This is a genomic window from Roseibium sp. AWQ4_290 (assembly GCF_056160985.1).
In genome coordinates, this window is record NZ_JBSWYG010000039.1 from 1 (window position 1) to 18,842 (window position 18,842).

Annotated in this window: 17 protein-coding genes and 1 pseudogene; 7 read left to right on the top strand and 11 right to left on the bottom strand. The window is 56.3% G+C overall.

What is annotated here, in order from left to right; translation table 11 throughout:
* Positions 1–377: 377 nt before the first annotated feature.
* The 7 genes from ACXAH0_RS24700 to ACXAH0_RS24730 form a co-directional block, all read right to left on the bottom strand.
* Positions 378–2,330 carry a heparinase II/III domain-containing protein gene (locus ACXAH0_RS24700; RefSeq protein WP_475195878.1) on the bottom strand — a complete coding sequence of 651 codons (1,953 nt, stop codon included), beginning with the start codon at positions 2,328–2,330 and terminating at the stop codon, positions 378–380.
* Complete coding sequence (locus ACXAH0_RS24705) at positions 2,321–3,346, bottom strand: ABC transporter ATP-binding protein (protein ID WP_475195880.1); 1,026 nt, start codon at positions 3,344–3,346, stop codon at positions 2,321–2,323. The genes ACXAH0_RS24700 and ACXAH0_RS24705 overlap by 10 nt, the downstream gene beginning before the upstream one ends.
* Entirely contained in the window at positions 3,339–4,319 is a 981-nt protein-coding gene (locus tag ACXAH0_RS24710) for an ABC transporter ATP-binding protein (RefSeq protein WP_475195882.1), read from the bottom strand. The genes ACXAH0_RS24705 and ACXAH0_RS24710 overlap by 8 nt, the downstream gene beginning before the upstream one ends.
* A 1-nt stretch (position 4,320) precedes the next feature.
* Positions 4,321–5,460: an ABC transporter permease gene (locus tag ACXAH0_RS24715; RefSeq protein ID WP_475195885.1), complete on the bottom strand. Its 1,140-nt coding sequence runs from the start codon at positions 5,458–5,460 to the stop codon at positions 4,321–4,323.
* A 9-nt stretch (positions 5,461–5,469) separates the two neighbouring features.
* Complete coding sequence (locus ACXAH0_RS24720; RefSeq protein ID WP_475195887.1) at positions 5,470–6,468, bottom strand: ABC transporter permease; 999 nt, start codon at positions 6,466–6,468, stop codon at positions 5,470–5,472.
* Positions 6,469–6,547: 79 nt separating this feature from the next.
* Positions 6,548–8,449 (bottom strand): ABC transporter substrate-binding protein, encoded by a 1,902-nt coding sequence (locus tag ACXAH0_RS24725; protein WP_475195888.1) that lies wholly within the window; start codon positions 8,447–8,449, stop codon positions 6,548–6,550.
* A 107-nt stretch (positions 8,450–8,556) separates the two neighbouring features.
* Positions 8,557–9,750: an ROK family protein gene (locus ACXAH0_RS24730; RefSeq protein ID WP_475195890.1), complete on the bottom strand. Its 1,194-nt coding sequence runs from the start codon at positions 9,748–9,750 to the stop codon at positions 8,557–8,559.
* Between the two features lie 89 nt (positions 9,751–9,839).
* Here ACXAH0_RS24730 and ACXAH0_RS24735 point away from each other — a divergent pair, with 89 nt between their 5' ends.
* From ACXAH0_RS24735 to ACXAH0_RS24755, 5 genes and pseudogenes are all read left to right on the top strand, one after another.
* A complete protein-coding gene (locus tag ACXAH0_RS24735; protein ID WP_475195893.1) occupies positions 9,840–10,871 on the top strand; it encodes a hypothetical protein in 1,032 nt (343 codons plus the stop codon).
* 39 nt (positions 10,872–10,910) lie between these two features.
* Positions 10,911–11,753 carry an inositol monophosphatase family protein gene (locus ACXAH0_RS24740; RefSeq protein ID WP_475195895.1) on the top strand — a complete coding sequence of 281 codons (843 nt, stop codon included), beginning with the start codon at positions 10,911–10,913 and terminating at the stop codon, positions 11,751–11,753.
* Positions 11,754–11,809: 56 nt separating this feature from the next.
* Positions 11,810–12,562 (top strand): IS6 family transposase, encoded by a 753-nt coding sequence (locus ACXAH0_RS24745; protein WP_475195898.1) that lies wholly within the window; start codon positions 11,810–11,812, stop codon positions 12,560–12,562.
* Positions 12,563–12,843: 281 nt separating this feature from the next.
* A pseudogene (locus ACXAH0_RS24750) lies at positions 12,844–12,912 on the top strand (hypothetical protein); the annotation flags it as partial.
* 209 nt (positions 12,913–13,121) lie between these two features.
* Positions 13,122–14,480 (top strand): alpha/beta hydrolase, encoded by a 1,359-nt coding sequence (locus tag ACXAH0_RS24755; protein ID WP_475195900.1) that lies wholly within the window; start codon positions 13,122–13,124, stop codon positions 14,478–14,480.
* Between the two features lie 164 nt (positions 14,481–14,644).
* Here ACXAH0_RS24755 and ACXAH0_RS24760 read toward each other — a convergent pair whose 3' ends face one another.
* The 4 genes from ACXAH0_RS24760 to ACXAH0_RS24775 form a co-directional block, all read right to left on the bottom strand.
* Positions 14,645–15,025, bottom strand: a complete 381-nt coding sequence (locus ACXAH0_RS24760) for a hypothetical protein (RefSeq protein WP_475195902.1) — start codon at positions 15,023–15,025, stop codon at positions 14,645–14,647.
* A 60-nt stretch (positions 15,026–15,085) separates the two neighbouring features.
* Entirely contained in the window at positions 15,086–15,439 is a 354-nt protein-coding gene (locus tag ACXAH0_RS24765; RefSeq protein WP_475195904.1) for a hypothetical protein, read from the bottom strand.
* Positions 15,440–16,318 carry a class A beta-lactamase gene (gene bla, locus ACXAH0_RS24770; protein ID WP_475195906.1) on the bottom strand — a complete coding sequence of 293 codons (879 nt, stop codon included), beginning with the start codon at positions 16,316–16,318 and terminating at the stop codon, positions 15,440–15,442.
* A 168-nt stretch (positions 16,319–16,486) separates the two neighbouring features.
* Positions 16,487–17,299: a hypothetical protein gene (locus tag ACXAH0_RS24775; protein ID WP_475195908.1), complete on the bottom strand. Its 813-nt coding sequence runs from the start codon at positions 17,297–17,299 to the stop codon at positions 16,487–16,489.
* Between the two features lie 179 nt (positions 17,300–17,478).
* Between ACXAH0_RS24775 and ACXAH0_RS24780 the strand changes: the two genes are divergently transcribed.
* Together ACXAH0_RS24780 and ACXAH0_RS24785 are read left to right on the top strand one after the other, a co-directional pair.
* On the top strand, positions 17,479–18,345 hold the full coding sequence (locus ACXAH0_RS24780; RefSeq protein ID WP_475195910.1) for a LysR family transcriptional regulator: 867 nt from the start codon (positions 17,479–17,481) through the stop codon (positions 18,343–18,345).
* A gap of 54 nt (positions 18,346–18,399) precedes the next feature.
* Complete coding sequence (locus tag ACXAH0_RS24785; RefSeq protein ID WP_475195911.1) at positions 18,400–18,765, top strand: GNAT family N-acetyltransferase; 366 nt, start codon at positions 18,400–18,402, stop codon at positions 18,763–18,765.
* Positions 18,766–18,842 lie beyond the last annotated feature (77 nt).

Consider the following 18,842-nt stretch of genomic DNA (forward strand, 5'->3'; position numbering starts at 1 on the left):
GCCGACCACAAGATCAATCGCATCAACGAACTCATGCCTTGGTGTTACGCTGCAAAAGCAGCGTAACAGAGCGCGGCGCCGCCATGAAGACCGGCTTCACCGGGCGGACACCTTAAAAGAATGAGCCCGAAACCAACAAAACAACAAGGCTGCGTGCCGGGCTGTTTGTTGGTAACCGATACAGATCTTAACAGGACCGGGGGCCCCATCAAAAAGAGCAAACCCCGACCCAACGAGGAAAAAACCTTCGAATCCTGAGCCCGCAACCAAATCCAAAAAACCGTCCAATAGGGCCGCCTTTGTAGTATCTGAAAGGGCGGAAAGCTGGGATCCTAGAACCGGGCCGTTCAAGGCGCTGGGTCAGAAGAAATTCGAGTTTAAGACTTAAATGTATCAAGTGTAATGGACAGCAAAAACCGTCCGGCCGCCAAATCTTGACCTGTCAAAACAATGCGGAAAACCCGATTGCCCCATGTGTCACGAAGAACTGGATCAGTCAGCACAACGGGCTCTACCCTTTCAATGGAAAGATTTTCCGTTTTCAGCAACAATTTTGATTGGCCCGCTGTGAGGCTACATGTGTCCAGGCCCGTGACGGTGATCTCCCGGTCGGACACATGGATCGGCAGGACGTAGCTGGTAAGCTCGTCGGTCAGCGAGATCTGATCTGCGATCTGGAGATGTGCCTTTTCATGATCGAAGCTGATTGTCCTCTCAATCCTGTTGCTTCCAGCTTTGTCGAAGTAAGCTCGGGCGGTATCGAACCGCAATTCACTTGTCCTGCCATCGAAATTGTATTCGGTACCTACAGCCATGGCCCCAGCACCATGGCGTTGCAGCAGCCCGTTGATCTGCGGCACATTATGGCCGGAGGAGTTGATGAACCACTTTTCATACCGTGCATTGCTGAAGGTGGCCTTGCTGTAGCTGCCGCGCCCCAAGTCAATTATAACCGGCTCACCGTCGCAGTAGAGGCTGAAATGGCCGACATCGTTGTGAGAGTGATGATTGAGCGCGAGGTCGTTCGAGCCTGCAATGCAGCTTAAGGTCAGGCCCTTGTCAGCCTCATCGCTGCCGCGCGCCAGCATGACTTCCATATCGTCCAGCCAGATACTTTTCTGGTATTTGTCGTTGCCGCCCCCTTGGATGTCAGGCGTCCAGAAAAGCAGCCGCGTCAGATGAATGAGGATCTGACGGTTCGGGTTGCTGAAGCCTTGACCTGACGCCGCGCGTTGCAACTTGATTTCGGCGACGCGGTCCACATCCTGCCAGATGAGATTGGCCAGATGCTGCGAGCCGATCCGTCCGGCGTAGCGGCTCAACAGACCGTGGTCCAGACTGATGGCTGGACTGCCGTCGGCGAAGTTGACGAATTTATCGCCGCCGATATGGAGTTTTTCCAGATGGGTCCCAAATGCGCGGAACTTCTGGTTCCGGTCAGCTTGGAGATCCGCACCGAAACGGGATTCCGTCAGGTCAATGAAACCCATTAGACGTGCCGCGCTGACATTCCAGTAGGCCGGCCCTTCAATGCAGCTGCCGCTGTCACCGAGCAGATCGTAGAAACACTGCATCGGCGTAAAGAGTTTGGTTGCAAAACTGGCCAAACGGCTGGTGTCGTCAAAAATATAGCTCGCAGCCAGCAGTAGATTGTGGGCGCACCATGGCGTCCAGTTGTTCTTGCCTTGAAACCAGCCATAACGGCCGGGGCCCTCGAACTTTGCCAGTGTCCGCCGCTCGACCTCACCGTTCACGAGGTGGTAGAGAGAGGGAACTTCTCTTGTCAGCAACGGTTTGAGCAGGTAGCAGGCTTCGGCGAGAATGGCGGCCGTTTCGCAATGGAAAAGGTCGAGATAGTCATCCCCAGGCACGGGAAGCGGGTCGTCCGCCCTCCAGGGATTTTCAGCCTTGTAGAGCACCATTTCATGTGTTCCGGCAAAATTGTGCGCAGGGACGCACCAATAGACTTCGCCGAGGGTGGCCCAGATGTTGTCAATAATGCGGTCCAGAAAACGCCCGTCGTTGATCAGGCACTCGGCAATCACCAGGTGGGACAGTTCGGCGCGCCGCTGAAAAAGGACACTCTCATAGGCGGAACGCCCGCCGGTGCGCATGAAGTCCATATAAAGCGTGCCCGTAATCTGTTCGGGAGCGCCCTCTGGTACCTTATTGGCGCAGGCGAGAATGGCCGTGATGGACGCCCCCAGGCGGGCGTCCGATTTCACAGCCTGCCATCCGTCGCGGTCAGCAATATCCGGAAACGGTCGCCAGGATGCGCGGGCCGGGCACGAGGTGCCGATTTGATCGAGAAGCTCTGTGTTTACAAACATGTGGCGGGACTCGTTTGGTTATGTGCCGAAACGGAATGGCACGCCACAGCTCTGTCGGACGGAAGCAGGACGCGAGGCGGCGGTGTGATTCGGCAAATATCAGTGGCTACGGGACAGCGCTGCGCATAGACGCAGCCGTTGGACGAGCCCCGTTCCTGCGGGACTTGTGTTGACGGCGGAATGTCCGGCGGTATCCGCGGTGGCTGCTTGTGTGTGCGGAGTTTGGGGGCCGCAGCCAACAGGGCTTGCGTATAGGGATGCTTCGGCTCTTGAAAGAGCACTTCGGCTGGAGCCTCTTCGACAATCCGCCCCTGGTACATCACAAGGGCACGGTCGCTGCTGTGGCGCACCAGAGAAAGGTCATGGGTAATCAAAAGGTAGGTCAGGCCCAGGCGGGTTTTCAGGTCCGCGAAAAGATTGATGATCTGTGCACCCACCGACACGTCCAGCGCTGAGACCGGCTCATCACCAATCACGAGCCTGGGACCGACAACAAGCGCCCGTGCAATTCCGATCCTCTGGCGCTGACCGCCGGAAAATGCATGAGGATACCGGTTCATGGCCGACGCGCCGAGGCCGACCTGTTCCAGCATGTCCGCAATGCGGTCGTCAGCCGTGGCTCCGGTGGCGATTCCGAAGTTGCGCAGCGGTTCCGCGAGGATCTGGCGCACGGTCATGCGCGGGTTCAAAGATGTGTAAGGATCCTGGAAAATCAGCTGCACATCCCGCCAAAGCTGTCTGCGTGCCGCGCCCCGCAAGGCATGAACGGAAAGGGGACCGTCGTCACGGTGCAAGGTGATCGCGCCCGAGCTGGGCGGGAAAGCCGCCATCAGCAGACGTGCAGTGGTTGATTTTCCGCATCCGGACTCGCCGACAAGGGCAACCGTTTCTCCGGAGCGGATCGTCATGTCTATGCCGGAAACAGCCTGGACTTCACCGACCTTGCGGCGAAACACTCCCTTGCGCAACGGGAAGTGTTTTTCAAGTTTGGTCACGCGCAGCAGATGGTCAGTCATAGAGATGGCACCGTGTTTCTGTCTCATTGACCTTACGGAGTTCGGGCGGGCGTATGTCGCAGCCATTGCGCAAACGTTCGGGGCAACGGGGATGGAAGGCACAGCCGGGCGGCCGGTGGAATGCATCGGGAACCGACCCTTCCAGCGTGGACAATCGGGTTCCTGGCTCGGAGAGGCCTGGAATCGATTGCAAGAGCCCCCTGGTGTAGGGGTGCTGCGCAGAGCCGAAAACAGTCGACGCGGAACCGTTTTCCACGATTTGACCCAGATACATGACGGCAACCCGCTCCGCGACCTCGGACACAAGCGCGACATTGTGTGAGATGAAAATCATGGCCATGCCCAGGTCCGTCTGCAGTTGCGACAAAAGCCCGACGATCTGGGCTTCGGTCGTCACATCCAGCGCGGTCGTCGGTTCATCGCAGATCAGGAGTTTTGGCTGGCAGGAGAGCGCGATCGCAATCATTGCCCGCTGCCGCATGCCCCCTGAGATCTGGTGCGGATATTGCGTCGCAACGTCCCGGGGTGCCGGCATGCCGACACGGGCCAGCCAGTCCAGAGCTTCTCCACGGGCAGCCCGCGTCGACAGACGAAAGTGCTCACGCAGCGGTGTCTCGATCTGCTCCGCGATTGTATGCACCGGGCTCAAGCTAGCCATTGGTTCTTGAAAGATCATTGCAATCTGGCGGGCTCGAAGGCTGCGGATGCGCCGGCCGTTCGCCGGCAAGCCCGTAATTTCGACAGCGTCTTCTTCTTCGCCCTGAAAGCGGATGCGTCCGCTCGAGACACGCGCTGCCGGTGGCAACAGGCCCATGACGGCACGAGCCGTCAGGGACTTGCCGCTGCCGGACTCTCCGACAATACCCAGGGTTTCCCCAGCACTGATGCGCAGAGAAACGTCGAGAAGCGTGTTCACCAGCGTCTCGCCTATAGCAAAGCCGACCGACAGATTTTCGATACTTAGCAGCGTCATTTCAGACCCGTCCGTAAGGGTCGGCGGCATCTCGCAGACCATCGCCTAGGAAATTAAAAGCCAGCACGGTGATCACAGTCAGGAGGCCCGGCAGCAGCAGCCAGGGCGCCTGTGTGATGGCCAGCAACGACTGCGCGTCCTTCATCAGGACACCCCAGCTGACCGCTGGCGCTTGCAGGCCCAGTCCGAGGAAACTCAGCGCTGTTTCGGCCAGGATCATCTCGGGGATGGACAACGTAAGGGACGCGATGATGTGGCTGGTAAAGGCAGGCGCCATATGCAGCAGGATCACACGCATTTCGGAGGCCCCGGAATAGCGCGCGGCCATCACGAAATCTTCCTCGCGCAGGGCCAGAAAACGCCCGCGGACAACGCGCGCGATGCCGGTCCAGCCAATGATCGAGAGGATGATGGTGATCATGAAGTAAACGGTCAGCGGGTCAAGCCCGCGCGGCAGTGCGGCGGCAAGTCCCATCCAGAGCGGTATCGTCGGCAGGGACTGAAGGAAGTCGATGGTTCGCTGCACGACCGTGTCGACCCAGCCGCCGTAATAGCCCGACAGTCCGCCGAGAATGATGCCAAGCACAAACGACAAGGCGACCCCAACAAGGCCGATGGAAAGCGAAATGCGAGCCCCTTCAATCAGTCGGCTCAGCATGTCGCGGCCAAGGCGGTCGGTGCCCAGAAGAAACAGGGTTGCGTTCCGGTCTCCCGGCTTCGCATCAAGACCGATGAGGCGCACGGACAATGGAATGATCCCCATGAGCTTGTAGGGCGCAGACGGCGCCAGCAGACGGATCGAATAGGCATTTGACCGGTCTTCTGTATAGGCAAGACGCCGGGTTTGCGGGTCGCGGGTGCGTTTGAGTGCATAGACGAACGGCAAGGTCAGGTGTCCATCTGCGGTGAAAATATGGATGGTCTGCGGCGGTACGAGCGCATGCCGGCGGTGCAGATCGGTCGGATTGTACGGCGAGAAGAATTCAGCGAACGCCGCGATGGCGTAAAATGCGATGACAATCCAGAGGCTGATGAGCGCCAGTTTGTGACGGCGAAATTTCCACCAGGCGAGTTGCCGGGCACTGGCGCTGGCATAGTCTCTGGCGTTTTTCGGCCCGCCTCCGGTTAAAACTCTAAGCATGTTCTTGACTTACCCCTTGTCGAAGCGAATGCGGGGATCGACCACCGCCAGCAGAATGTCCGATATCAACGTCCCGACGAGCGTCAGCACGCTGAGTAGGAAGATGAAGCTGCCGGCCAGATACATGTCCTGAGACGTAAGCGCCCTGAGCAGCATCGGCCCTGCAAGGGGCAGGTTCAGAACGACGGCGGTGACGACCGACCCGGAAAAAAGGTCCGGCAGGGTGCCGCCGATGGCTGACAGAAACGGATTCAGTGCAACGCGCACGGGATAGCGCAGGATGACGCGCATTTCAGACAGGCCCTGCGCCCGGGCCGCCTCGACATAGGGCTTGTTAAGTTCGTCCAGCACATTGGCGCGCATTGTGCGGATCAGACTGGCAGCTCCGGATGTGCCAAGCACGATCAACGGGACCCACAAGTGCTTGACCAGGTCCCAGGCCTTGGCGAGGCTCCAGGACGCATCGGTGAACTCGGGAGAAAACAGACCGGTCACGTCGGCTCCGAACCAGGAAAACGCACCCCACATCAGGATCAGCGCCAGCAGAAAATTTGGTGTTGCCTTGCCGATAAAACCGAAGACCGTGGCGATGTAGTCCAGGGCAGAGTAAGGCCGCACGGCGGAATAGATTCCGATAGGCAGGGCGATCATCCAGGTCGTCAGCAACGTGGCACCGGTCACCACGACCGTCAGCATCATATACTCGCCGATAAGCCCCCCGACATCGGTCCGCCATTCAAAGGAATAGCCAAAGTCGCCTCGGCTGAGGATCGCCCAGATCCATTTGCCGTACTGGACGTAGAACGGCTGGTCGAGCCCGAACCGTTCCCGAAGCCGATCGAGCGCTTCCAGAGCTTCCGGACTGGCTTCGCCTTCCGCGGCCAACTGACCGGCCAGTGTGGTGATATAGTCACCTGGTGGCAACTGAATGATCGCAAAGGACACGACCGAAACAGCGAAGAGAGTCGGGATAAACCAGAGAAGGCGTTGAGCGATATAGGTGAGCATGGCGATCCACTTCGCGGCAGGCACCCTTGCCGGGGTGTCTGCCGTCTTTTTTCAGGAGGTTGAAATCAACACACCAAGATCACTGGCGGATGAAGAGCTGCTCGGTCGGGATAATGCCCAGATCACGCGTCAGGTCGTCGCGGATATAGCCCTCCGGGAAGTTGCCCACGCGGTCAGATACGATGAAGAGATAAGGATATCCCCCCACCAACCCGACCCAGTTGGGTTCTTTGGCATGCAGTTCCAAGACCTGTTGCCCGAGTTCAAAGGCTTCAGCCTGCGAACCGGCCACGCTCGCCCGGTCCAGAAGGTCCCATACGTCATAGAGCATGTGCCCTTCAGGCGGCGCGACGGCGATTGGGCTTTCCGGTTCGGCGCGATAAGCCCGCCAGCCGAGAGACCAGGGACTGTCGTCCAGAGTGTTTCCATAGGCACCGGGGGCGATCAGGATGTTGGCGCTGCGGCCCATGCCCCACCGGCCGACTTCAACTTCGTTGGCGGCCATCCTGTCCAGATAGAGCGAACGCTCGATTGCTTCGATCTCAACTTCGATACCGATGGCTTCCCAATCGGCTGAAACAAGTTCCAGCGGCTCGACATCGAATTGGGTGGGCGTTGTGATCGTGACCGAAAGACGCTTGCCGTCCTTGCGCAAACGGTAGTTGTCCGCATCACGCTGGTCCAGTCCTAGACCGTCCAGCAGGGCGTTTGCGCGCTCCGGATCGAACTCTCGCCATTTGGTCAGCAGATCTTCGGAGAAGATCTGTGAGCCGCGTCCAGGACCTGCCTGCATGGCTTCCCCGAAACCGGCATAGCTGATTTCGTTGATGGTGTCGCGGTCGATGGCGATGTTGATAGCTTCGCGAAACTCAGGGTTCTGGAAAAGTTCTGCCAGCACGGGGTCGCGCGTGGTCTGATTGGGCCAGAGCGTTTCCACAATTAATTGTTTCCACTGGGCGACCCGGTAGTTTCCGGCCTCAGCATTTTCCACATAAAACGGATAACTGTTCACCTGCACATGACGGCCTTGAAGATCAATGCGCCCCTGCGCGATCCAAAGGTTGAGGGTTTCTTTGTCCTGAAACAAATCGTGACGGATTTTGTCGATGTAAGGCAGCTGATTGCCGGCGGTATCGACAGCGTGATAGTAGGGGTTGCGGGTAAAGATCGCCACTTCGCCATCCGGCGGGGTGGTGATGGTCCATGGGGCCAGGGTCGGAACATCCGGGTTCAGCCAGAAACTCTGCATGACGCCGCGGCGTCCCCAGAGATCCATGTAGGTCTCGACGCCGAATTCGGCAGCCCGCTTCGCCAGGTCTTCCTGGGACGCGTACATCGGCGTGAACTGCGCCATGTAATGCTTGGGAAAAATCATCCAGGTGTAGTCGCGGCCCAGACGCTGCAGGAAAAGCGGGTGCGGGGCGCTGAAGGCCACAGAAAAAGTCAGCTCGTCCTGAATTGTCAGGATGCCGCGTTCGCCGCCGGACACAAGCGTCCCGGGATAGCGGCCATTGTCTGCACCGATCTCCGACGAGATCACGTCGAAATAGAACTGGACATCTTCGGTTGTGGCAGGTTGCCCGTCCGACCAGCGCAAGCCATCGCGGATCTTGAAGGTGAACTCGGTCGAGTTGTCGTTGACCTGAATCTCGTCCACCCAGTTGTTGACCAGCTCGAACTTGCCCGGCTCCGACTGCACGAAGCGCACGATGCGCGGTTCCATGAGCTTTTGCGGGCCCCGATCATCCGATCTGCCACTGAAGCCTCGGCGCCAGGTGCCGCCATAGGTTCCGATCTCGTTGACCGGTTCGATAACGCGGGGATTGGCTGGAAGACGTTCTTCAACGGGCGGGAGTTCACCGGCCGCAACGCGTTTGGCCAGCATGGGTGCTTCTTGATAGGCATAGGCGGACGTCGAGGCCAGCAGCAGCGTGGCTGTAGCGCATGCGACGAAGACGCGACGAGTAATTGAGATGGTCATCAGATTAACCTCGGTCGTGGAGCAGATTGAAAAGTGCGTTCTGCGGCGGCGCTGGAAGCGCGCGATGTCAAAATGACCGATAAAGTTTATAATCTCAATTTAAGCTTTTATGACAGTTCAAACTCGTCAAGCTCGCCGGTTGTCCCTTCGCGCAGGATCGGTAGCCAAGCCGCTCCGACGACAATGGAAAGGCGCCCTAGGCGCGCGGGCAAAATACGTGGAACAGGCAAAGAGCTTTCCGTGTGCCAGTTGTTCAACCCATCGGCTAGCTGTGCCGACAGTGCTCCAGCGATGTGCTGCGGAAGATGGCCGGTCACGACCACTTCTTCGGGGCCAAGCAGCAGCCAGATTGTCGACAACAGCGGCGAAAGCTGGGTGGCGACGCGCTCGACCCAGGCCGACACCACAGGGTCGTCCTCGACCCGGAATTGCTCCAGATCCTCGACCACCGACACATCACGGCCGCAACTCTGCAACGTAACGATGAGGTCGCGTGCTGTCGGCCGCGGCAACCCTTTCGGATAAAGGGCGCTGACTGCCCCGGCGCGGCCTTCGACACCGCTGAACAGCTTACCGTCCTGCACCACGCCGCAGCCCATGCCATAGCCGATATTGACGCCGACAAGGTAGCGCAGGTCCGGGTTATCGGCCGCGTGATACTCCGATAGGGCCGCCATCTTCGCATTGTTCCCCATAAGCAAGGGAACCTGCCATATGCGCTGCACCCATTCCTTCAAAGCATCCATGTGTAGCCAAGCCATAAAGTCGGCGACTTTCGCCATACGCATGCCGTCACGCGCGGGCGCACCGCTGATTGCAAGCCCGACACCAACTATCCGCAAGGAGATCCCGGCAAGTGCCTCGTTCAGTCTTGCAGTCGCTGTTTCCAGAACGGCAAGAAGGGCCTGTGTGTCTTCCTCCGGAAGAACCTCCACCACATGCGCCAGGATGCCGCCGGCGTAATCAATCGCCACCATCTCCACCCGCTGGAACGACACGGAGATTCCGATCGAAAACCCACCTTCCTTCGAAATAACGAGCGGAACGGCCGGTTGTCCGCGTCCGCCGAACCGGCGTTCCTGTTCTTCTATCAGACCTGTCAGAAGCAGCTCGCGGCAATGGCGCGAGATCGCGCCGGCGGTCAGGTTGGTCGGCTCGGCCAGTTCAACGCGCGAAACCGGGCCGCGGCGCCGGATCAGCTCCAGCACGCGGCGCTGGCTTCGGTTCAACTGCAAGGGAGCGTGCATCAATTGGAAAGGCCTTTGCTGGTGCTTGGTTGAAAGCAGAGCATAGGCTGCCATGCGGCGGATGGCCATGGAAAACAATTAAGTTGCAAACATAAATTAAATTTGGCATATCCACTCTTGGTCTGTTGAAAAAGGGGTAGCGCATGGATCTTTGGGTGAATATGAAATTCATGAAGGCATCGCCCCTTGTGGCGCGGGCAGACTCACGCCCGGCGGTAACGTTGCTCGATACGGATCAGCGGGTCTTCATGATGCCCTGCTCCGTGCATAGCGTCGACAATCCCCGCGAGACCCTTCTGGCCTTATGCGTGCCCCAACGAGAGCGCCTGGCCCTGACCTTCAAGCTCCATCATCCGGTGCGCCGTGTTCTGGTTGGCAAATGCGATCAGCCGTTCCAGTGTATCGGCGACGAAATCACAGTGTATCTGACAACCGGTGATCAGGACTGCCTGACGGGTGCAGAAGTCATTGGTTACATCACCCAGCCAGGCTTGCAGCTCTACGTCAATCTTCCGGACCCGCTGCGGGCTGCCGGGGCCTACGCGGGCGGGCTGCCGGAGGAAGCGACCCGGGTTACGCTCGCCATGGAATTCGCGCTGCGCAAGGCGGCCCTGGCGCTCGGACTGGACCGGACTGTCGGGCTGTCAAAGCTCGGACCGCTGAACATCATGGGCTTCGACACCAACAATCCCCATGGGCACACAGACGCACCGCCACATGTGCACATCCACCCCGCAGGCACGCGCTACGGCGCTCCGATCCCGCACTACTATTATGGCGACGATGGCCGGCTGGACCGGAACAAGGTGGGTTGGCGCAAGGTGAAGGGGTCTGAGCGCTTTCTCGGCAGGGGCGAAACCTTCGAGCACAGGGCGCCAGGCGGTGCGCTTCTTTATGCAACGCAGATCACAAACGAAGGCGGCCTGAAAATCACTGCGCCGTCAGGCGAGCATGCCATTGCAACACCAATCGGTAAAGGCAACCCGGAAGTGCAGCTGGATCTCAACGGGGCGCTGCACGTGTTTACGACGCGGATGTGTTTTGACACGGGCATATTGTCCGTGAGCGAGGATGGGGCGCTGACCCAGTACAAGTTTGACATTGACACGGGACGCTATCTCGGCCCGGTCGAAGCTCAGGCCCTCACGACAGATACTGCAAAGGCGCTGTCCTGATCGCATGCCCCCTTCATCGGCTTTGGAAAGAATAACAGAATGCTCTCTTTAGCAGGCGATCAACTCGCGGAACTCGTGCAGCAGGTGCGGGCAGCCGCGCAGGACATCGCGCTTCCTCGTTTCCGAAAACTCGGGCAAGCCGATATCGAGGTGAAAAGTGCTGCGCTCGATCCGGTGACGGAGGTTGACCGGCTGATCGAACACCGGCTGTCCGAGTACATGAGAGTGCGTTGGCCCGACGCTTTGGTGCTTGGCGAAGAGGCGGCTGCAGCCGACCCGCGTCTGGAGGCTTGCGCTGCGGCAGCGCCGTTTGTCATCGTGATCGACCCTTTGGATGGGACCTGGAACTTTGCGGCCGGAACAGCCGTATTTGGCACCTTGATCGCCTTTGTCAGGAACGGAGTTCCGGTTCTCGGGCTGATCTACGACGCTGTGAGCGGCACAATGATTGTCGGGGCTGCTGGCGAAGGTGTTGTAGAGTACGGTTCTGACAACACGCTGCAAGCTTTGTCTTTCCTGAAGTCCGGCACGGACCTTGACCGCATCGCCGCCTGTTTTCCGGCGCAACCCAGATCTCCCCTGCCGCGTGTGGCGCGTGTGATGAGCTCGGGCGCGTCCTGCCACGACTACAAATTGCTTGCTCAAGGCAGACTGCAGCTCAAGGCGACCTTCACGCCGAAACCGTGGGATCATCTTGCAGGAACGCTGATCGTTGAAGAACTCGGCGGGCGTGCCCGGTGGAGCGACGGTCGCCCTTACGGACTCGGGTCGAAAGGCGACCTGCTTGTCAGCGCCGCATGTCCCGAACTCTGGTCAGCATTTGTCGCCGCTTGGTCCGACATGGTTGTCCCGTCGGGCGTGTCGCAAAGTTTTTCGCGTTAACCACGCCTTGAGATTTGGCTGTTGAAAGAGCGCTCCTGCAATTGGAGTTCCGCGTCATGATTCTCTCTGCCATCGTTGAAAAACTGAAACGCCAATCGAAGGATGACTTCAAAGGCAGACAGTTCGAGGCATGGCTGATCATCCAGGCGGTGTCCTGGTACTTACGTTATCCGCTGAGCTATCGGGATCTGGAGGAGATGTTCCTGGAGCGAGGCTTCGAAGTCGATCACAGCACCATCAACCGGTGGGTTCTGACCTACGCTCCTTTGATGGAGAAACGGTTGCGGCGTTTCCGCAAGCCGCATTGTGGTTCGATCCGCATTGACGAGACCTATGTGCGCATCAAGGGTCAATGGCGCTATCTGTATCGGGCGATCGACAAGCATGGAAATCCGGTCGATTTCCTGCTCACGGCAAAGCGCAATCTGAATGCGGCCAAGCGGTTCTTTCGAAAAATGTTGCAGGATGCTCCGCTGCTGTCGCCGGGCAAAATCGGTACCGATGGTGCCGGCACTTTTCCTTCGGCCATTGGGGACGCGGTTGACGGCGGCCTGCTTGCTTCGGATCCGGTGCACTATGTGACCAAGCATTTGCAACAGGGTATTGAGAGCGATCATTTCAGGGTGAAGAAGAACATGCCGAAGGTCGGTGGGTTCCGCTCGTTCAACTCAGCCAGAAAATCCATCGCCGGGTTTGAAGCTATGCTGTGGCTCAGGAAGGGCTTCGACTTTACCGGTCAATGGAGCGTCCGCGAGCAAAACGATCTGCTGGCAGTGCTCTTCGGAATTGAAAAAGTTAACGAAGCCTGAAAGTCGATCCCAAAACGGGAGAAATCTGTCCGTCAGCGAAAATTGCGACACGCCCTCACGATCGCTCGCGCACATCTGCGATGCAGATACCGGCCTGGCTGCGCCAGTCATCCCTGAATTGATGGGGCTCCGCCGTGTTCGTCCGGCAGGCTTATGGTGCGCTTGTCCATCCAGATGCTCCTTTATGCTGCCAGACTAGCACAGAGTATGAAAGTTTCATACTTGAAGTCTGGCCATCACGGATCGAGACAAGCAAACTCAACGGCATCTAGCCGCAAGCCTGGCTGAAATGGGTTCTGGCACAAATCGCCGACCGCAAGATCAATCGCATCAACGAACTCATGCCGTGATGTTACGCTGCAAAAGCAGCGTAACTTAGCGCGTCGCCGCCATGAAGACCGGGTTCTCCGGACGGATACTTGAAACACACATTTCTGATCACTACTTCGAAAAATACAAAATCAAAAGAGCAAACGCAGACCGAGGCTTCATGCAACGCAAGACCGATCTCGTGTCACCAAATATTCGCAAGCGGTTACTTCCGTAAAGAAAGAATATCATGCACACTGCATTACTTGTTGAACTAACTATAATTCTTCTAACTATTATCTCATTGTTTTCTATGCCGTTCTCCTGGATGCCTTCTCATTTTCCACTGGCCATGTTGGGCTTGGCTGCTTTGCTATTAGTCATTCATTTCGCAGTTACTCCTTTTCGCTGGCAGTTGATTCCGGCAGCCTTGGTTGTCGGTGTAATTGTGTTGGGATTTTTCTTTGGTTGGGAGTCCGGACGGTTCGTCAGTAGCTTAGGATATGTTTTAGGAACTCTAGCGCTTCTGCTATCGGCCGCCCTCTCTTTAGGGCTCCCGATACGTGCCCTTCCGGAGCCCACAGGTCCGCACGGTGTCGGCGTTACCAGCACAACACTCGCCTATGTTCCTCAGACCGAAAGCCGCACAGATATGGAGAGCGAGCGCACATTGTTTTTAAAATTTTGGTACCCTTCGGAAAGGGCCTTTTTGGAACGCCACAGACGAGATACTGTATGGAGCGAGTTCTCCGATCCAAGTTACTTCTCGCCGTTAGAACGCGTCTTCGCTGGATATTTGAAGGCCATGAAGACAAGTTCTTATATAGATGCGCCACTGGCGGAGAAAGAAGCTAACCCAAAGATCATTGTCTACAATCATGCGCTCTTATCCATTGCATCCGAAAACACGCTTCTCATGGAGGCGTTAGCAAGTCATGGCTATATCGTGATCAGCGTTCAACACGGAGAACAACGCAAGGAATACGCTTCAATCCAAAAAAACTTGTCCCCTGACGAGTTGGAAAAGGCCACTGAAAACCTGAAACGATTAGGGACGGCCAATGAACTTTCCAGGGCTGAGAGGTCCGCGTTGTCGTTGCAAGTTTTTCGAGAAAACACAGCGCTTTCTGAAATCGTCCGGCGCCGAGCCGCAGATTCAAAATTCGTGCTCGATCATTTAGACCAAATCCTGTCTTCGGTTCCCAATGGAAATGAACGAACTAGATCTGAACAAAGCCAGGCGGCCTTTATAGGCCTTTCTCTTGGTGGCGCAGTCGGCACGGAATTGTGTAAAACGGATAAACGATGTGTCGCGGTGGTGAATTTGGATGGCGGACTATTTGGGACCGACATCGAAGCACCGGTCAAGGTCCCCTACTTGATGCTCTATAGCGAACGAAATGAAGGCGGGAACGACTTTCTCCGTAACGTTTCAAGCAGCAACTTCGAAGATCATTCAATTGAAGGCGCTGACCATCTGAACTTTCACGATGCAACCTTCCTGCTGCCTGGGCTGAAGTGGTTGGGCTTATTAGGGAAAATAGACGGTAGCGAAATGATTGATGAGCGAAACCGCCGAGTTCTCGACTTCCTCAGTCGAGTGCATTGATTATCTCGAAACATCATAAGCTGAGGGCCGTTCACACTGCTTTGGTCCGTCGACCCGCTTCATCCGGCAGTTTTAATTCGATAATCGCATTCCCTATGACCTAAGACCTGAGCGTCCGCTGCCCCCCACCTGCCGCTTTTCGATTTGGTGCCTTAAGCGTCCACTTATGTAAATGGTGCCTGTCCGGTGATTTTGTTAGCGCTTCCGCGTTGCGCTACAAAGCCAGCGCAACAGAGCGCGTCGCCGCCATGAAGACCGGCTTCACCGGGCGGACACGCCCTCTCGTAGGCGATAAGCGCGTTTGGAATTTTGAATATTGAGGCCGGAGTTTTTTCTTCGTCGGCCCTCTCCGGGTTGTAGACATGCCGTTCTGTGTCACCAACGCGCTTGAGTATGATTGTACCTTCAACTCCGGCGTTCACGAATACGCTGCCCCATTCGGGATGAAAGACTGCTTCATCTGCGAATGCTCCGCGCGTCATGCCAGCCATGAGAGCCAGACAGATTACTGTGCGACGAATGAATTTGCGACTTTTCTGCCCCAAGGGTTTTCTCCTTCTATTACTTGTTGTGATAACGATTGTGCTTTTCCAAGGGCCTGCTCTCTAACCACCACATCCGAAGGGAACGAACGTACTGGCCATGCCTTCATTCATCGTCATGATGGTAAGAAGGTTGGCAAAATCTATCTCTTTTTCTGATTGCGGACAGACGCTTCCCTGCTCCTGACAGCCATCTTCGATGAACCGCTCGTTTTGTTCCAAAAAGTCAGAGCGCAATCCGTTCGGCCCAAGAATACTGATGGCATGGTTGACCGCGCGCCGGTAGAGTGAGCACTTCTGATTGGCCCAGTTATCGTACCCGGAGTTCCCAGCCCTGGAACTTTGAGACATTGCGGCAAGGCCGGTGCAAAGCAGGACAATCAGGTGGATTGATTTAGCCATCCGGATTGAACTCATCTATCTGGCTTCAATTTCAGCGATCATAGCTTGACCGATCTCGGCGACCACCTGATTACGCAACGAAAAATCGGCCTTGCTTTCGGTGACATAGATCGCAGCCATGTAACGCGAACCATCGTCTGGCTCGATGAAGGCGACAATGCTGCGGGATCCATAACCGCCCGCGCCTGTCTTATCTCCAATCACCCAACTCTCTGGCAGATTGGCCCGGATCAGAGCATCAGCCACTTCGTCGTCGATCATCCACTGGCGCAACTGCGCCGCAGATGCGGGTTGGAGAACCTCTCCGAACAGTAGTGTCTCCAGGGTGTTCAGAACGGCTGCAGGTGTTGATGTATCACGAGGATCTCCAGGAATTGACTCATTCAGAGATGGCTCCCAGCGATCCAGACGTGTGGTCCGATCTCCAATTTTGCGCAGTACTTCGGTGAGACCTTCCGGCCCCCCCATGGTCGCCAGCAGCAAATTTGCGGCGGTGTTGTCACTGATTGTGACAGTAGCCTCACAAAGCTCCGCGATTGTGAGGCCCATTTCGAGATATTGCTCGGTAACCGGGGAGTAAGATACAAGGTCGCTTTCGGCATAAGGAATGCGTCGCGTCAGGTTTTCATGGCCCGCATCAACGCGCATCAGAACCGCGCCACACAGAAGCGCTTTGAAAGTGCTGGACATCGGAAACTGCTCTTCTGCGCGCATCGTGACCTCCCAGTCCGTGGCTGTGTCGCGCAAAACCACACCAATACGTGCATCCAGACGTTCTTCCCACGCGATCACAGTTGCCGGCAACTCTTGTGCCGTTAGTGACGCCGCAGATCCGGCTATCAGGGCGCCTGCTGTGGCGACAGTCATCAGCAGATTCCGAGCGTATTCTTTCATCAGTTGCTTCTCTTCTTTGTGTTACTATGTTCTGGTCAGGCCGACGCGTCGTAGCAGACGACTATTGGTGATTTTCCGGACAATGAGCAGAGTGTTACAGAGTGCCGAGGTATGCCGCCCGAACATCAAAATTGGACATGCTGGAAGGGCGCAGTCAGGGCAGCTTAACTATTCGCAGTTCAATTTCTGATCGACATTATCAATCCAGATGCCGTGTGCTTCACCCTGATCAAAAATCTCTTTGGCCGCTGTATCCAAGTTCATTGAGATCCCCAAAATCCTGGGTCTGTTCTCTGTCACATCCTTGGTTACGATTATGTCCCCCATGGATGTTCTGTAAGAATTCCCAGTCGCCCCAAAGGAATTTTCTAGTTCTCCGCAATACCGAAAATCCAACGCTTGAAGCAGTTCTTCTACTTTGTGGCCACCCTCAATCCACACACCTTCGATCATCCTGGCGTTGTTTTCATGCTGATAGAAATGTGGTTTGCTTTGATAGTCTTTATGCGGGTGAAACAAAAAGATGTGCTCAAGGCCGGTCCCCTCAGGAAACGTTACATAATCCCAGTACTTTCCTCGAATGATGTCATGTTCAATACCTTTCAAATCGTCGGAAAATGAATCGGGATCTGAGCCTGTGAGTTCCAGATATGCGCCCCCTTCTCCTTGCTCCAGAAAGCTTGAGTACTTGCCCGCGATGTCATCTCCGGGTTCGCCAAGGAGTGACATGAGCTCAATGTTTGTTTTGTTGGGAAGCTTGATGTGAGCGTTCAAGAGGCCGTTGTCGTGGAGCTTTCCTGGTTTAATTGTGAAGCCCAATCCTTCGTAAGAACTTGAAGCGGTTTCGATGTCGGAGACGGCAACGATAACCCCTCCCACATGAGGTTCATTTGCCTGCGCCATCAGTGGCGCTAGAGTTCCTGCACTCAATGTGCCCGCTGTTGAGACGGCCTTCAGCAGATATCGAGCATGTTCTTTCATTAGCCGTTCTTCTCTGATTTGCAGTATAATGCCCTTGCCCCGCCTACATCTTCGGAGAATGAGCCGCGTGTAAATGAATGCCCCGGCATTCGTTCAATTTATGGCGTAAGGGCTATCCCCTTCCTAATCGCAGAGCAAACGACTAATAGTCGGACCCAGCATTATAAAAAGTAATATCCATGGACCGTCCCAACATACCCCTCAACGCCCTGCGCTGCTTTGAAGTTGCTGCTCGACAAGGTAGTTTCACAAACGCGGCGGTTGAGCTGTGCGTGACGCAAGCTGCCGTCAGCCATCAGATCCTGCGCCTGGAAGATCAACTCGGCGTCAAGCTATTCCATCGCACCCCCAAAGGGCTTCTTCTGACGCCTGAAGGTGAGGCGCTGCTACCAGTCCTAACCTCCAGCCTTGACCGGATCAGCAGCGTGCTGGACCGGTTTCTGGACGGCAGGTATCATGAAACGATCAATGTTGGTGTCGTGACAACATTTGCCGTGGGTTGGCTCGCGGAACGCTTGCCCAGCTTTGAACGAGATCACCCGGGTATCAGCGTCCGACTGTTCACCAATAACAATCGAGTCGACCTTGCCCGCGAGGGACTTGACCAGGCTATCCGATTTGGCGACGGGCGCTGGACCGGATTGACTGCGCAGCCCTTAATGGAAACACCTCTTACGCCGCTTTGCGCCCCATCTTTGGCTGCCGAGTTGAATGAGCCGGCAGCACTGGCAAACTACCCGCTTCTTAGATCCTACCGCGCGGACGAATGGCCGATCTGGTTTCAGGAAACCGGCGTAAAGCTCCCGCAACTCAATGGCATGATGTTCGATTCATCTGTGGCAATAGCTGAGTTGGCTGAAAGAGGTATGGGGGTCGCTCTTTTGCCCTATGAGATGTTTAATACACAATTGACTCAAGGACGTCTTGCGCGGCCCTTCAAAGCAGAAATAACGACAGGCAGATATTGGATCACTCGATTAACCTCCAAGGAGCCGAGCTCTGCATGTCTGGCCTTCGAAACTTGGCTGAGAAATACGGCCGTATAGCACTGTACTGCACGTCGATCAGATGTGCCCACAACTGAGGGTATCCGCACTATTATGATCGCAATTAAGCAAGCAGTTGATGCGCCGCAGTATCTTGAGGAATTGTCGGAGTGGTTCGTTCAGGAATGGAGCGAATTGGACCCGCTCCAAGGGCAATACCCAGACTTCAAGATTCCCTCCCCCTTAGTCGCTCTAAATGAGGATGGTCAACTGGTCGGTGGACTGGCGTTTACCATGGCCCCCCTACCTGAAACCAATGAACTCAGACTATGGATTAATGCACTTTTGGTCGCGCCCGAATATCGGCGGCAACGTGTCGCCTCAAGATTGATTGCATCAGCAGAACAAGCTGCCGCCCGTCATGATATCACCGAGCTTTATGTCTACTGGACCTGTCCCGGATTTGTACCGCTCCTTTGACTTGGTATTTTGCCACAAAGGAGAATGTTCATGGCATCACGTCACGGCGCGGAGTTTCGCGCAGAAGCAGTCCGGAT